Raw genomic sequence first — 14,545 nt, forward strand, 5'->3', positions numbered from 1 at the left:
GCGGGCCTCGCCGACACCGCGTCGGGGCGCGTTCAGGCGCGCCGGGTTCGGTCCTCCAGGGCGCCGTGGACGGTGTCGCCGATGAGGTTGAACGCCACCACGGTGACGATCAGGATCGCGGCGGGCGGGTACACCTGCCACCAGTAGCCGTCGTAGAGGGAGTTGAGCCCCGCCGAGAGCATGGTGCCCCAGTCGGAGTGCGGGGGCGGCAGGCCGAGGCCGAGGAAGCTCAGCGCCGACAGGGTGAGGATCGAGTCGGCGATGGTGAAGGTGCCGCTGACGAGGATCACGCCTGCGGCGTTCGGCACCAGGTGGCGCAGCACGATGCGCGATCCGGAGCCGCCCATCATCCGTGCCGCCTGGACGAAGTCCCTGGTGCGCAGCACGAGCACCTCGCCCCGGACCAGGCGGGCGGCGCCGAGCCAGGACAGCAGCGAGAGCAGCAGGATGATGCCCCACAGCGTGGGGGTGAACATGCTCACCATCATCAGCAGCAGCACGATGCCGGGAACGGCCAGGAAGGTGTCGATGATCCGCATCATCACGGCGTCGACGAAGCCGCCGACGTGGCCCGCTATCGCCCCGTACAGGGTGCCGATGACGGTCGTGGTGATCGCCACCGCGAAGCCGAGTTCGAGGGAGGACTGACCGCCCGTCATCAGCCGTCCCAGCACGTCGTACCCGGACGCGTCGGTGCCCAGCGGATGCCCGCTGCCGGGCGACAGGTCGGCCAGGTCCAGTCGGACGGTGACCTGGTCGGTCCGGTACAGCAGCGGTCCGATGAAGCAGAACGCCGCGACGAGCGCGACCATGCCCAGGCCGACCAGGGCGCGCCGGTTGCGCAGGAACGCCTCGACCGCGAGCCGTCCGGACCCGCGCGCCGCCGACGAGGGGCCGCCGGCGTCGAGCAGGAGCTCGGAGGCAGAGGCGGAAGCGGAGGCGTCCACGGGTTCAAGCGTCGACATGGCGGATCCTGGGGTCGAGGAAGCTGTAGGCGACGTCGGCGAAGAGGCTGCCGAGGACGGTGGCCACGCCGACCACCAGGGTCGCCCCGAGCATGATCGGGTAGTCCTTGCTGGTCGCCGCCTGGTAGAAGAGCAGCCCCATGCCCGGGTAGTTGAACACCGACTCGGCGATCACCGCCCCGGCCACGATGCTCGGAGCCGACAGGCCCAGGATGGTGATCACCGGCAGCAGCGAGTTGCGCAGCACGTGCCTGCGCAGCACCAGCCGTCCGGGCAGGCCCTTGGCGCGGGCCACCATCACGTAGTCCTGGGCCAGGGTGGTGATGGCCGAGGTCCGCATGTACCGGCTGAAGCCGGCCACGCTGACCAGGGTCAGCGTGGTCACCGGCAGTACGAGGCCGGCGGGGTCGGCCAGGATCCCGGCGACGGAGTCCGCCTGCGGGGCCTGCGAGGGCAGCAGGTGCAACTGCACCGAGAAGACCGCCACCAGCACCAGGGCGAAGAAGAAGTCCGGCATCGAGTACAGCACGAAGGAGACGACGGTGAAGGCGTGGTCCGCGGCACGGCCCCGGCGCACCGCCTGGAAGATCCCCATCGGCAGCGCGACCGCGAGCGCCAGCAGCGTCGACAGCCCCAGCAGCAGCGCGTCACGCGGCAACCGCTGCGCGATGAGCGTGGACACCGGCTGCTGGAGGGAGTACGACGTGCCGAAGTCTCCCTCGACCGCCTGCCGCACGTAGGTGACGAACTGCTCCGCGAGCGGCTGGTTCAGGCCGTTGGCGGCGTTGAACATCGCGATGCGCTCCGCGGTGGCCCTCGTCCCGAGGGTGGCGCGCGCGGCGCTGCCGGGGACCAGGTGGATCATGATGAAGGTCAGCACCATGACCCCGAGCACCACCACGACCGCCTGGCCGATGCGGCGGATGAGATACGCGGTCACCGCTGGCACCTCACGACGTGTACGCCCAGTCCTCGAAGTCCTGCCCGGCGGAGAAGGGGTTGAGCGGGACGACGCCCTGGAGCTTCGTCCGGTAGACCAGGATGCCCTCGCGCAGGGGCAGCCACAGCCAGGGGAGTTGCTGGGCGGCGTAGTCCTCGTACTGGCTGAACACCGTGGTCGAGGAACCGTACTCGGTGGCCTTGATCAGCTGGTCCATCTCCGGGTCGGAGTAGCCGCCGGAGTTGCCGTTGCCGCCGGTGTCGAAGTAGCCGGTGCCGTTGGGGTACAGCGAGTACGGCTCGTAGCCGAACTCCGCGAGCTGCCACCCGCAGCTGGAGGCCGGGTGGGAGGAGGCGGTGCAGGTGCCGATGGTGCTGATCAGCGTGTTGAAGGGCTCCGACTTGAGGTTGACGGTGATGCCCGCCTGCGCCTCGGAGGACTTGATGGCGGCGTTCTGCACGTCCGTGGTGGCCCGGCCCGAGGAGTAGACCAGGTTGAAGGTCAGCGCCTGGCCGGCGCTGATGCCCTCGCCGCACTGCGCGGGCCCGGTGCCGGGGCTGGCGCAGGTCGTCGTCCCGCCGGGTGTCACCTTCCAACCGTGGGCCTGAAGCAGCGACTTCGCCTTGGCCGGGTCGTAGGGGTACGGGCCGCCGGACTTCTCCAGCGGCGACGCCCAGGCCCCGGCGGCCTTGACCGGCACGGGCCCGTTGCCCGGGTCCGCGTAGCCGTTGTAGACCTTGTCGACGATCTGCGTGCGGTCGATCAGGTACTCCATCGCCTGACGGATGTACAGCTGGCGCAGCAGCGCCCCGACCTCGGAGTTGTAGAGGTTGGGCTGGATCTCGGCCACGCCCGGGATCGGCACGCTGGTGATCGAGTACCCGCTGGAGGTGAGGGCCTGGGCCTGCTTGATGTCGTTCAGCGGCAGCGAGGCCACGTCGAGGGAGCTGCCCGACCGCAGGGCGTTGATCTCGGGGGTGTCCGTGGTGAACGGGGAGAAGACGACCTTGTCCAGGGTCGCCTTGGGCGAGCCGGAGTACCCCTTGTTGGCCACGTAGCTGTAGTAGCCGTTGCTGCGGAACTCCGACAGCTTCCACGGTCCGTCGACCACCTGCCACAGCGGGTCGGTGGTGAAGTCGGTCGTCTTCGCGCCCTCCTGCTGGAGGTAGGCGTAGACCGCCTTGGCGCCCGCGGCCGTCGTGTCGTAGTCGCCGACGGCGCCGGTCGCGGAGGTCTTGTCCCAGGCGTGCTGGGGGACCAGCGGAATGGTGCTGAGGACGTCGTCGGTGTAGAAGTCCGGGTTGTACGCCTGGGTCAGGTCCAGCACCACCGTGTGGGCGTCCGGGGTGGACACCGACGTGACGTCCTCGGGGAAGAGTCCGACGAGGTGGGCATTCCAGTTCGAGGCGTTCGCCTTCAGAAGGTTGTAGACGAATGTGAAGTCACGACTGGTGACCGGTTGCCCGTCCGACCAGTTCCAGCTCTTGAGGGTGATGGTGATCCGCTTGTCGCCATTGGAGTAGACAAGTGAGCTGAAGAGGCTCTTCTCCTTGTTCACCACCGACTGGGCGCCGTCGCCGGCGTAAACCAGGTACGGCCACAGGGGCTGGGTGAGGTTGGCGTTGTAGCCGTTCTGATTGGTGGCCGGGGCGAAGGGGAAGATGAAGTCGGGCTGCGAGCCGACCTCCGCGATGGTGACCGTCCCGCCCGGTTTCACCGGGCCCTTCTTCGCGGTGGCGCTCTCGCCGTTGCCGATCGCCCCGCTGCCGCCGCCACTTGAGCATCCGACAGCGACCATCGCCAGCACCGTCGCGGCTGTCGCGACTCTCAACCCTCGTACAACGCCCATCTGCGTCCTGCTCTCCGCTCGCACTCCGCTGCATCCACACCAAAACGGACTAAATTGCATGCCCATGACATCCGCTGGCACGGACTTACCCCTGGGGTGCACGGTTCATGCCCTGCATTGATAGCAGTGGCTAACGGCCAGTCACAATGCTGCGGATATTGCAGGATTGCGAAACCTGCCGAGACTCCCCTGCGAGGGGTGCTCCCGCCCTGGGAAATGGCTCGCCCCGCCCTGGGGGCGCGAGTCGGATGCGGGACCGCCCCGGCGTTGGGGGCGGCGGCTGGGTTCGACGGCGGGGCGCGACGGCGGGGCACGACGGCGAGATGATCAAGCCGGGTGTCTGCGAGGAGTCTTGACGGCTTGAATGCTCACTCACTACGGTGCGCTGGGGCGTTAGTTAGGAAACTTTCCTTACGAGAGAGGGAGAGGTAACGCCGTGAGAGAGCGCATCGCGCGCGTGCTCGGGCTCGGAGTCGCGGTCAGCACCCTGACCACGGGGGTGGTGGCGCTGGCCGCCGCCGCGCCGGCCCTGGCCGCATCCCCCAGTCACGCGTTCCCGTCGCACCAGACCTACCAGGTCGGCGTCATGCCGTCCGCCTCGCAGGCGACGCGTGACGCCGCCGTCGAGAAGCAGTACGACTCGTGGAAGGCCACCTACCTGGTCCACGGGTGTGCGAGCAACGAGTACTACGTCTCCACCAAGGGCGACGGGGACGCGACCAACAACGGGCCGGTCTCCGAGGGCCAGGGCTACGGCATGAACATCGTGCCGCTGATGGCCGGTTACGACGCCAACGCGCAGACGGAGTTCAACGGCCTGTGGCAGCTGGTCAAGGACCACGAGGACCAGTACGGCCTGATGCAGTGGCAGTTGGACGGCAAGACCTGCAAGTACTACAGCTCCGGCACCCCCGACGGCGCCACCGACGGGGACCTGGACATCGGCTACGGCCTGATCCTGGCCGACAAGCAGTGGGGCGGCTACACCGCCGACGCCCTCAACTGGCTGACCAACTTCTGGAACCACGACGTGGCCCCCGACGGCCACCTCAAGTGCGAGGACGACGGCCCCAACACGGACACCCGGCCGTCCGACCACATGATCGACCACCTGCGCGCCTTCGCCGCGTACGACACCTCGCACGACTGGAACAAGGTGGTCCAGCGCACCGAGGCCGTCGACTCCTCGCTGGCCGCCAACTACTCCTCCTCCTACGGACTGCTCTCCGACTTCGTGGTCGGGGCCAACGGCTCCAGCCCGTCGCCCGCGCCCGCCAACTACCAGGAGGACCAGCCGGACAACATCGTCGGCTACAACTCCATCCGCGTCCCGTGGCACATGGGCACCGACGCGCTGCTGAACGGGTCCACCACCGCCGCGTTCGAACTGGGCGAGGCGCAGAAGTGGTCGGCCTGCGCCAAGAAGGTCTCCGGCGACAACCCGGCGAACGTCTACCCGCACCTGAACCTCAACTGCACCGGCTACAACACCAGTGACGTGGCCGAGGAGGCGGGCGACTCGATCGGCCCGGCCGCGATGGCCGCCGGCGACCAGGCCTGGACCGACAAGATCTGGAGCTACCTCCAGACCAACCCCTACGGCGACGGCTACTACGGCGAGACCATCAAGACCCTGGTCATGATCGTCATGGCCGGCGACTACTGGAGCCCCGCCGCCTCCACCGCCCCCGCCAACGACTTCTCCCTCTCCGACTCGCCCGCCACGGCGTCCGTCGTCGCCGGATCCGCGGCCACCACGACCGTCTCGACCGCGGTCACCTCCGGTTCTGCGCAGTCCGTGGCGCTCTCCGCGTCGGGCCTGCCGACCGGCGCCACCGCGGCGTTCAGCCCCGCGTCGGTCACCGCGGGCGGCAGCGGCACGCTGACCGTCACCACCTCCGCCTCGACCCCGGTCGGGAGCTACGCGGTCACCGTCACCGGCACGGCGGCCTCCGGCTCGCACACGGCCGTGTTCACGCTGACGGTGACCTCGGCGAGCGGCGGCGGCTGCACCCCGGCCCAGCTGCTCACCAACCCGGGCTTCGAATCCGGCGGCACCGGCTGGACCCAGTCCTCCACGCTCGGCTTCGACCCGATCACCAAGGCCACCAGCGCCGAACCGGCCCACGGCGGTTCCTACGTCGCCTGGTTCAACGGCAACTCCAGCAAGGACACCGACACGATCGCCCAGTCGGTGACCATCCCGTCGGGCTGCGCGGCGACGCTGAGCTACTGGCTCCACGTCGACTCCACTGAGAACACCACCACCGCCAAACCCGACACCTTCACCGTGCAGGTGCTGAACCCGAGCGGCACGGTGCTCGGCACCGTCGGCTCCTGGTCGAACCTGAACGCGGCGAGCGGCTACACCCAGAAGACCGCGGACCTGTCCAGCTGGGCGGGGCAGACCGTGACGCTCAAGTTCACCGGCGCCGAGACCGACACCAGCGGCGGCACGACGGACTTCGTCATCGACGACCTCGGGCTCAACACGCAGTGACGGACCTCGACGGACCTCCGGCGACGTAAACCTTCGACAACAGGCACGGGCCCGCCGCCACTCCTGGCGGCGGGCCCCGCATACTGTTCGGGTGGAGGAGAACACGCTGGTCCAGGGGAGATACCGGCTGCAACGCCGGATCGGGCGCGGCGGTGCGGGGGAGGTCTGGCAGGCCGAGGACGAGGCGCTGGGCCGTCACGTCGCCGTGAAGTGCCTGGTGCCGGACGGTCCGAACGGCGGTCAGCTGGTCCGTGAGCGCTTCCGCCGCGAGGCGCGGCTCGCGGCGGGTCTCCAGCACCCAGGGATCACCGTCGTCCACGACTTCGGCGAGTCGTCCGGCGTGCTCTTCCTGGTCATGGAACTGCTCCACGGCGAGGACCTCGGCCGCCTCCTCGACGCGGCGCGCGGGCGGCGGCTGCGCCCCGGCGAGGCGATGGGCATCGGCCGGCAGATAGCGGAGGCCCTCGCCTACACCCACGAACGCGGCGTGATCCACCGAGACCTGAAGCCAGGCAACCTGATCCGCACCGTCGACGGCACCGTCAAGATCCTCGACTTCGGCATCGCCCGGCTCGGCAGCGACGAGAACGTCACCGCCCGCCTCGGCGGCAACACCTTCGCCGTCGGCACGCCCTACTACATGTCGCCCGAGCAGATCGAGGGCGGCAGCCTCGACGAGCGCGCCGACCTCTACTCCTTCGGCTGCGTCCTGTACGAACTGCTGCTCGGCCACCCGCCGTTCTTCAAGGGCGACCCGTTGGTGGTCCTGCTCGACCACCGCGACGCCGAGCCGCCGCCTCCGCGCGCCGAACGCCCGGAGATCCCCGAGGCGCTGGAGCGGCTGGTGCTCGACCTGCTCGCCAAGGACCCCGACCGCCGACCGTCCTCCGCCCGCGAGGTGCTGCGCCGCCTCGACGCCGCCGCCCTGGCGGCGCCTCCGCCCCGCGGCGCGCTGCCCTCCTGGGCGCGCGGCATCGGCCCGGTCCCGGTCTCCCTGGTCCGGATGACCCCGGAGCCGCCCGCCCTGGCGGCACTGACGCGGCGGTGGAGCGGATCCAGCTGACGCGCGGGCCGGCCGGCGGGGCAGGGCGCTCGGCGGACGGCCCGGGTGCTGCGCCACCGGCATCGGCCCCGCCCGCTGCGTGACGGCCGTCCGGCGCTCGCTGCTCGCCCGCTGGCCGCTCCGACCGTCCGGCTCTCGCCGACCGTCCGCTGGCCGCTCCGCCGTAGCCCGTCCCCTGCGGGGTCGCCTCGGACGTCCCGCAGGCTTATCTGACGCAGTGTCAGAAAATCTCTTCCGCTCTTCAGCGGCTTGCGCCATGCTGCCCGCAGCAGCTTGGGACCGGAGCCATGGGAGCCGCGATGAGAACCCCGCTCAGCGACCGACTCGGCATCGAGCACGCGGTGTTCGGCTTCACGCCGTTTCCTGCGGTGGCGGCCGCGATCTCGCGGGCCGGAGGCCTGGGCGTGCTGGGCGCCGTGCGCTACGGCGACGCGGTGGAGCTGGCCAAGGACCTGGACTGGATGGACCACCGGTGCGGCGGCCTGCCGTACGGGGTCGACGTGGTGATGCCCGCGAAGAAGGTGGAGGGCGTCACCGTCGAGCAGGTCGAGGCGATGATCCCCGAAGACCACCGTGCCTTCGTCCGTGCCCAGTTGGCCAAGCACGGGGTCCCCGAGCTGGCCGAGGGCGAACGCGGTGGCTGGCGGATCACCGGCTGGATGGAGGAGGTCGCCCGCTCCCACGTGGACGTCGCGCTGGAGCACCCGATCAAGCTGCTGGCCAGTGCCCTCGGCTCGCCGCCGCCGGACGTGATCGAACGCGCCCACGCCGCGGGCGTGCTGGTCGCCGCGCTGGCCGGGAGCGCACGGCACGCGCGGCGGCACGCGGAGGCCGGCATCGACGTCGTCGTCGCGCAGGGCCACGAGGCGGGCGGCCACACCGGGGAGATCGGCACCATGGTGCTCGTCCCCGAGATCGCCGAAGCCGTCGCCCCGCTGCCGGTGCTCGCCGCCGGCGGCATCGGGACCGGCGCGCAGGTGGCCGCCGGACTCGCGCTCGGGGCGCAGGGCGTCTGGCTGGGATCGATCTGGCTGACCGTCACCGAGTCCGACCTCACCTCGCCCGTCCTGCGGCGCAAGCTGCTCGCCGCCGGCAGCGGCGACACCGTCCGGTCGCGCGCGCTCACCGGCAAGCCCGCGCGCCAGCTGCGCACCGAGTGGACCGACGCGTGGGAGGGCGAGGACAGCCCCGGCACGCTGCCGATGCCGTTGCAGGGCCTGCTCGTCGCGGAGGCGTTGAGCCGGATCCAGACCTACGAGACGCCCGAGCTGATCGGCACGCCCGTCGGGCAGATCGTGGGCCGGATGAACGAGGAGCGCCCCGTCGCGGCCGTCATGGACGACCTGACCCGCGGCTTCGAACAGGCCGTCGCCCGGCTGCACCGCATCGCCTCGGACACCAGCTCGCAGGAAGGGGAGCAGGCATGAGCGACCAGTCCGCACCGACGCAACCGACACCTCCCGCGCTGCCCGTCGGCTTCTGGGCGCAGGCCCTGGCCGAGCCGGAGCGCGTCGTGATGCACGCGCCGGACGGCGCCGCCTGGACCGCCGGACGGCTGCACGCCGCGGCGAACCAGCTGGTGCACGGCCTGCGGGAAGCCGGACTCGGCGTCGGCGACTCCTTCGCCGTCGTGCTGCCGAACGGCGTCGAGCTGTTCACCGCGTACCTCGCCGCGTCCCAGGCGGGCTTCTACCTGGTCCCGGTCAACCACCACCTCGTCGGACCCGAGATCGCGTGGATCGTCTCCGACAGCGGCGCCAAGGCGCTGATCGCGCACGAGCGCTTCGCCGACGCCGCCACCGCCGCGGCGGACGAGGCGGGACTGCCCAAGGAGCGCCGCTACGCCGTCGGCGAGCTGCCGGGCTTCCGCCCCTACGCCGACCTGCTCGACGGCCGGGAGACCGCGCCGCCCGAGGAGCGGACGACCGGCTGGGTCATGAACTACACCTCCGGCACCACCGGCCGCCCGCGCGGCATCCGCCGCCCGCTCGTCGGCAGGCCCCCGGAGCAGACGCCGCTCGGCGGCTTCCTCGGCATCTTCGGCATCCGCGGCGGCCACGGGGACGTGCACCTGGTCTGCTCCCCGCTCTACCACACGGCGGTGCTGCAGTTCGCCGCCGCGTCGCTGCACCTCGGGCACCAGGTCGTGCTGATGGACCGCTGGACCCCGGAGGAGATGCTGCGCCTGATCGACGCGCACGCCGTCACGCACACGCACATGGTCCCCACCCAGTTCCACCGCCTCCTCGCCCTCCCGGCGGAGACGCGCGCACGCTACGACGTCTCGTCGATGCGCCACGCGATCCACGGCGCCGCGCCCTGCCCCGACCACGTCAAGCGCGCCATGATCGAATGGTGGGGCGAGTGCGTCGAGGAGTACTACGCCGCGAGCGAGGGCGGCGGGACCTTCGCGACGGCGCCCGAGTGGCTGGAACGCCCCGGCACGGTCGGCAAGGCCTGGCCGATCAGCGAGATCGCGGTGCTCGACGAGGGCGGGACGGCGGTGCCGACGGGAGAGCTCGGCACGGTCTACATCAAGATGAACACCGGCGGCTTCTCGTACCACAAGGACGAGGCGAAGACCCGGGCCAACCGGGTCGGCGACTTCTTCACCGTGGGCGACCTGGGCCTGCTCGACGCCGACGGCTACCTCTTCCTGCGGGACCGCAAGATCGACATGATCATCTCGGGCGGCGTCAACATCTACCCCGCCGAGATCGAGTCCGCGCTGCTCCGCCACCCGGGCGTCGCGGACGCGGCGGCCTTCGGCATCCCCCACGACGACTGGGGCGAGGAGGTCAAGGCCGTCGTCGAACCCGCCCCCGGCCACACGGCCGGCCCGGAGCTGGCAGCCGACATCCTCGCCCACTGCGAACGCGTCCTCGCGGGCTACAAGCGGCCCCGCTCGGTCGACTTCGTCCCCGAGCTGCCCCGCGACCCCAACGGCAAGCTGTACAAGCGCCGCCTGCGCGACCCGTACTGGGAGGGCCGCACCCGCCAGGTGTGAGCCGCTCGGACCGGCCACCTGCGCGCGTTCGGGTGCGTCCCCGCGTCCGCGTGCGCCCCCGCGTCCCCGCGGAGCCGCGCGGGTCGCGCGGGACGCGCAGGACGCGAGGAAGGGGGCGACGCCGCGCGACGCCCGCGCGCCGGCCGGGCCGGCGCGGTGGGAGTGGTTCAGCGCTGGTCGGCGGGCTCCTCGGGATCCGTGTCCGGGTCGCCCTCCGCCTTGGGGTGGTCGTAGGCGTGGGCGTTCTGCTCCGATGTGGCGTCGCGGTCGGCGTCGTCCGGCGTGGATTCCGCCGGGGGAGTAGCGGTGGTCATCGCGGGCCTCCCGTCGTGCCGTCTGCTCGACGTAGGGACCCCTACCCGCGTTCGGCCCCGGCTAACGGGCGGGCGGTGCGGGGGCGGGCGAGTGCGCTGCCCCCGCCCGCGCTCACGCGGCCAGGTCGACCTGCGCCAGGACGCGGTCACTGCGGTCGCGGATCTCGATCCGTCGCGGCAGGGTGCGCTCGCGCACCTCCGTGCCGTCCGCGCCCACCGGATGCGGATGCCTGAGCGCGCCGCGCACCGCCTGCGCGAGGGAGCCGTCGCGCAGCGGCCCGTCCAGCGGAGCGGTGTCGTCGCGGAGCCAGTGCAGCACCAGCACCCAGCCGCGGTGCGGTCCGGCCGTGCGGGGCTGGGTCGGCTCGGCGCTGAGGCCGAGCGCACCGAGCGCCTCGATCAGCTCCTCGACGTCCTCGCCGTCCATGTGCTGGAAGTTCTCCTCGATCAGGAGCTGAGCCATGACTGTCCTGTTCCTTCCCCCGGGGGTCCCGACGGCCGCGCGGCGTTGACGTGCTCCGGACGCCTGCCGTCGCGATCTTGATGCCCCACCCGTGCCCGGTCGAATCCTGCCGACGGCCCTTGCTCCCGCGCTTTCTGACGCCGTGTCCCGACCGTGACCGGGAGGCCCCGCCCGACTGGGGCGATCGGCCGCACCGCGCGAACCCGATCGGGCGAGGCCCTCGGCGTGGAGATCATCGGAAGAACGGCGGCTGTGGCCTCCTCGATCCATGACGGCCCCCTCCCAGCCCGTTCCGCTTCCCGAGGTCCGCGGGTCCGGCCTCGACCGGGACTCCGGGCCGAGGGCGGCGTCGGGCGCCAGCCGGCGCGGGGTGCTGACCGGGGCCGGGGTCGCCGCCTCGGCGCTGGTGCTGGGCGTCGCGGCGGCCGGTCGGCAGCCCGCGTCCGCGCAGGCGCGGGTGGCCGCCGAGGTGCACGCGGAGTTCCTGCACGGCTGGCGCGGCTACCAGACCGCGGCCTGGGGCTACGACGAGGTCCGGCCGCTCAGCGGGACCCGCCACGACTTCTTCGCATCCGGCCGCACCTTCGGCCTGTCCATCGTCGAGGCGCTGGACACGCTGTTCCTGATGGAGGAGAACATCGAGGCGGCCCGCTGCTGCGACTGGATCGAGCAGCACCTGGACCCCGTGCAGGACGCGTCGATCCAGGTCTTCGAGGCGGTGATCCGCCTCGTCGGCGGTGTGCTGGCGGGCTATCAGGCGACCGGCCGCCCCGCGCTGCTGCGGCGGGCCCGCGAGCTCGCGGACCGGCTGCTCCCCGCGTTCACCGCCTCACCCACCGGCCTCCCCTACACCCACGTCAACCTGCGCACCGGCGCCGTGCACGGCGACGTCGCCACCCTGGCCGAGATCGGCAGCAACGCCATGGAGTTCGGGCTGCTCAGCCGCCTCACCGGCGACCGTCGCTACTACGAGGCGAGCGTGCGCGCCTACCGGGCCGCGGTCTCCCGCCGCAGCGCGCTCGATCTGCTCGGCACCTCGCTCCATGTCGAGACCGGCCGCTGGGCCGACACGGCGGCCGTCGCGCCGAACGCGCCCGTCGACTCGTTCTACGAGTACCTGTACACGGCCGGCGCCCAGTTCGCCGACCGCACCCTCAGCTCCTGGTACCGCATGCTGAACGCCGCCGTCCTGCGGCACCAGGTCGTCCGCGTCGCCGGGCGGCTCTGGTTCCGCGCCGTGGACTTCCGCTCGGGCAGGCCGGACGGGACCGCCACCCGACAGCAGGAGCTCGGCTCGTTCTACGCCGGTCTGCTCGCCAAGGGCGGCGCGCCGGAGCAGGGCGCGGCCTACTTCGACTCGTGGACGGCGGTGCTGGACCGCTACCCGGTGCTGCCCGAGTCCGTGGACTGCGCCACGATGCGGCCCGTGGACCGCAGCGGACTGCTGCGCCCCGAGTACGCCAACGCCGCCTTCGACCTGTGGCGGGCGACGGGCCTGGACCGCTACCGGCAGGCCGCGTACCGCTGGTTCACCGCCATGCGGGAGCGGCAGCGGGTCCCCGGGGGCTACACGACGCTGCGCGACGTCACCGCGCCGCCGGGCAGCCCGCATTCGTACGGCGACCTGACGCCCGGCTACTGGTTCGCGGAGAACCTCAAGTACCTGTGGCTGATGTTCTCGGCGACGCCGCGCTTCGACTACCGCGTGGGCCTGCTCTCCACGGAGGGCAAGGCGCTGGCGGGGCTGCGGCGGCGCTGGGTGTGAGGCGCCGGAGGTGAGGGGGCCGGAGGTGAGGGAGTCCGGCCCCGTCCCTCAGGCGGTGCTGTGCGCGGCGGGGGCCGCGGGCGCGGCGTGGGTCATGTTCGGCAGCAGCTCGCAGTAGCGCTGCCGGCACGCCGGGCAGAGGCGTTCGGGGAAGATGTCGCGCAGGTCGGCGGCGGAGCGGGTCCTGCTGTCGACGGTCATCGTCCGATCGCACAGGGCGACCGTGCCGCCCTCGCGCACCAGGTGCCACAGGTGGATCTCGGCGTCCACCGATGCGAAACCGTACTCGGCCTTCAGTTCGAAGATCACGGCTATCACCTCGTACCCATCCTGCACCTGGACGCCACGGAACCACTCGAGGCCGGGCCGATGACGTCACCCGTCCGGCAGGGGTCGCCGGGCATGCCCACCGCGCGTACGGGAACACGCCAGGTATGGCCAACCGCCTGGAACGCGGACTGCGGCGGATCGACCGCTGGCAGCAGGGCCGGCACGGGCCGGGCTTCGTCTTCGGGGTGATCAAGAAGTACGGCGACGACCGCGGCGGCTCGCTCGCCGCCCTGATCACCTACTACGGGTTCGCGGCGCTGTTCCCGCTGCTGCTGCTCCTCACCACGTCGCTGGGCTTCGCCCTGCGCGGAAATCCCGGGCTTCAGAGGGACGTGCTCAACTCGGCCCTCGCCGACTTCCCCGTCATCGGCGACCAGCTGCGCGGGAGCGTGCACTCCTTGCAGGGCAGCGCGCTGGCGGTGGCCATCGGCTGCATCGGCCTGCTCTACGGTTCACTGGGCATCGCGCAGTCGCTCCAGTTCGCCATGGCGCAGATCTGGAACGTGCCGGGTGTGCGGCGGCCGGGCTACTTGCCGCGGCTGGCACGCTCGCTGCTGCTCATCCTCGCGCTCGGCCTCGGCCTGCTGCTGTCCTCGGCGGCCACCGCCGTCCTGGGCGCGGTGTCGTCCGGCGCGCTGGTCTTCGCCTTCGGTCTGCTGGCGTCGGTGTGCCTCAACACCGTCCTCTACCTGGCCTGCTTCCGTGTGCTGACCCCCGCGGACATCCGCTGGCGTCGCCTGATGCCCGGCTGCCTGATCGCCGGGCCCGTGTGGACGGCCCTGCAGGCCTTCGGCGGCGCGCTGGTGGCGCACCAGCTGCGTCACGCCACGCAGATCTACGGCCTGTTCGGGACCGTGCTCGGGCTGCTGTGGTGGATCTACCTGGGCGCCCAGCTCTCCCTCTACGCCGCCGAGGTCAACGTCGTGCGGGCCCGTCGGCTGTGGCCGCGCAGCATCCTCCAGCCCCCGCTCACCCCCGCGGACCGGCGCGTCCTCGACGCCATCGCCGAACAGAACCGCCGCCGTCCCGAGCAGCTGGTGGCGAGCAGCTTCAGCGACGCGGACGGCCCGACGGACGACGGAGCCGGTCCGCCCGGGGAGTCCGTCGGGGCAGGGGCAGGGGCAGGGGGAGAGGCCGGGGCAGGGGCGCGGCCGGGGACGGGAGGCAAGGAGACGGAGCGCGCCCGGGGTGACCAGGGTGTCGGGGGTGCTCGGGATGCCGACCAGGGCGCCGGGGGCGCCCAGCGTGCCCAGCGTGCCCGGGACGACACGGAGATCCGGGACGGCGGTGGGCTTGGCGGGAGCGGCGGGGGGGGGGGGGGGGCGGGTCGGGGGGGGGGGGTCCGGGCG

Annotated in this window: 12 protein-coding genes; 6 read left to right on the forward strand and 6 right to left on the reverse strand. The window is 71.9% G+C overall.

All coding sequences use genetic code 11. From position 1 onward, the window contains the following. Positions 1-32: 32 nt before the first annotated feature. From TR50_RS09440 to TR50_RS09450, 3 genes are read right to left on the reverse strand one after another with little or no spacing between them, the layout of a single operon-like run. On the reverse strand, positions 33-965 hold the full coding sequence (locus tag TR50_RS09440; RefSeq protein WP_084699994.1) for an ABC transporter permease: 933 nt from the start codon (positions 963-965) through the stop codon (positions 33-35). Further along, positions 952-1,905, reverse strand: a complete 954-nt coding sequence (locus TR50_RS09445) for an ABC transporter permease (protein WP_042417491.1) — start codon at positions 1,903-1,905, stop codon at positions 952-954. The genes TR50_RS09440 and TR50_RS09445 overlap by 14 nt, the downstream gene beginning before the upstream one ends. A 10-nt stretch (positions 1,906-1,915) precedes the next feature. Next, on the reverse strand, positions 1,916-3,703 hold the full coding sequence (locus tag TR50_RS09450; protein ID WP_160311097.1) for an ABC transporter substrate-binding protein: 1,788 nt from the start codon (positions 3,701-3,703) through the stop codon (positions 1,916-1,918). 487 nt (positions 3,704-4,190) lie between these two features. Between TR50_RS09450 and TR50_RS09455 the strand changes: the two genes are divergently transcribed. The 4 genes from TR50_RS09455 (at position 4,191) to TR50_RS09470 (ending at position 10,324) form a co-directional block, all read left to right on the forward strand. Continuing rightward, on the forward strand, positions 4,191-6,254 hold the full coding sequence (locus TR50_RS09455) for a glycosyl hydrolase family 8 (protein ID WP_042417497.1): 2,064 nt from the start codon (positions 4,191-4,193) through the stop codon (positions 6,252-6,254). Positions 6,255-6,345: 91 nt separating this feature from the next. Beyond that, positions 6,346-7,317 carry a serine/threonine-protein kinase gene (locus TR50_RS09460; protein ID WP_052440871.1) on the forward strand — a complete coding sequence of 324 codons (972 nt, stop codon included), beginning with the start codon at positions 6,346-6,348 and terminating at the stop codon, positions 7,315-7,317. A gap of 299 nt (positions 7,318-7,616) precedes the next feature. Further along, positions 7,617-8,744 carry an NAD(P)H-dependent flavin oxidoreductase gene (locus TR50_RS09465; RefSeq protein ID WP_042417792.1) on the forward strand — a complete coding sequence of 376 codons (1,128 nt, stop codon included), beginning with the start codon at positions 7,617-7,619 and terminating at the stop codon, positions 8,742-8,744. Continuing rightward, positions 8,741-10,324 carry an acyl-CoA synthetase gene (locus tag TR50_RS09470; protein WP_042417500.1) on the forward strand — a complete coding sequence of 528 codons (1,584 nt, stop codon included), beginning with the start codon at positions 8,741-8,743 and terminating at the stop codon, positions 10,322-10,324. Before TR50_RS09465 ends, TR50_RS09470 begins: the two co-directional genes overlap by 4 nt. Positions 10,325-10,491: 167 nt before the next feature. On the opposite strand, the gene TR50_RS46625 is transcribed toward TR50_RS09470, so the two are convergent. Next, positions 10,492-10,638: a hypothetical protein gene (locus tag TR50_RS46625; protein WP_160311098.1), complete on the reverse strand. Its 147-nt coding sequence runs from the start codon at positions 10,636-10,638 to the stop codon at positions 10,492-10,494. Positions 10,639-10,750: 112 nt separating this feature from the next. Then, positions 10,751-11,101 carry a hypothetical protein gene (locus TR50_RS09475; protein ID WP_042417504.1) on the reverse strand — a complete coding sequence of 117 codons (351 nt, stop codon included), beginning with the start codon at positions 11,099-11,101 and terminating at the stop codon, positions 10,751-10,753. A 268-nt stretch (positions 11,102-11,369) separates the two neighbouring features. Here TR50_RS09475 and TR50_RS09480 point away from each other — a divergent pair, with 268 nt between their 5' ends. Next, entirely contained in the window at positions 11,370-12,866 is a 1,497-nt protein-coding gene (locus TR50_RS09480; RefSeq protein WP_084699998.1) for a glycoside hydrolase family 47 protein, read from the forward strand. Between the two features lie 48 nt (positions 12,867-12,914). On the opposite strand, the gene TR50_RS09485 is transcribed toward TR50_RS09480, so the two are convergent. After that, entirely contained in the window at positions 12,915-13,175 is a 261-nt protein-coding gene (locus TR50_RS09485; protein WP_042417517.1) for a hypothetical protein, read from the reverse strand. Positions 13,176-13,300: 125 nt separating this feature from the next. On the opposite strand from TR50_RS09485, the gene TR50_RS49690 reads away from it, so the two are divergent. Next, positions 13,301-14,545: YihY/virulence factor BrkB family protein (locus tag TR50_RS49690; protein ID WP_052440872.1), on the forward strand; the 1,245-nt coding region annotated here is incomplete at its 3' end.

The organism is Streptacidiphilus anmyonensis (assembly GCF_000787855.1).
GTDB lineage: Bacteria > Actinomycetota > Actinomycetes > Streptomycetales > Streptomycetaceae > Streptacidiphilus > Streptacidiphilus anmyonensis.

Bases quoted from the DNA above. Each gene is read 5' to 3' on its own strand.
- TR50_RS09475 (WP_042417504.1), bottom strand. From the start codon at position 11,101: ATGGCTCAGCTCCTGATCGAGGAGAACTTCCAGCACATGGACGGCGAG.
- TR50_RS09450 (WP_160311097.1), bottom strand. From the start codon at position 3,703: ATGGTCGCTGTCGGATGCTCAAGTGGCGGCGGCAGCGGGGCGATCGGC.
- TR50_RS09470 (WP_042417500.1), top strand. From the start codon at position 8,741: ATGAGCGACCAGTCCGCACCGACGCAACCGACACCTCCCGCGCTGCCC.
- TR50_RS46625 (WP_160311098.1), bottom strand. From the start codon at position 10,638: ATGACCACCGCTACTCCCCCGGCGGAATCCACGCCGGACGACGCCGAC.
- TR50_RS09465 (WP_042417792.1), top strand. From the start codon at position 7,617: ATGAGAACCCCGCTCAGCGACCGACTCGGCATCGAGCACGCGGTGTTC.
- TR50_RS09440 (WP_084699994.1), bottom strand. From the start codon at position 965: ATGTCGACGCTTGAACCCGTGGACGCCTCCGCTTCCGCCTCTGCCTCC.
- TR50_RS09480 (WP_084699998.1), top strand. From the start codon at position 11,370: ATGACGGCCCCCTCCCAGCCCGTTCCGCTTCCCGAGGTCCGCGGGTCC.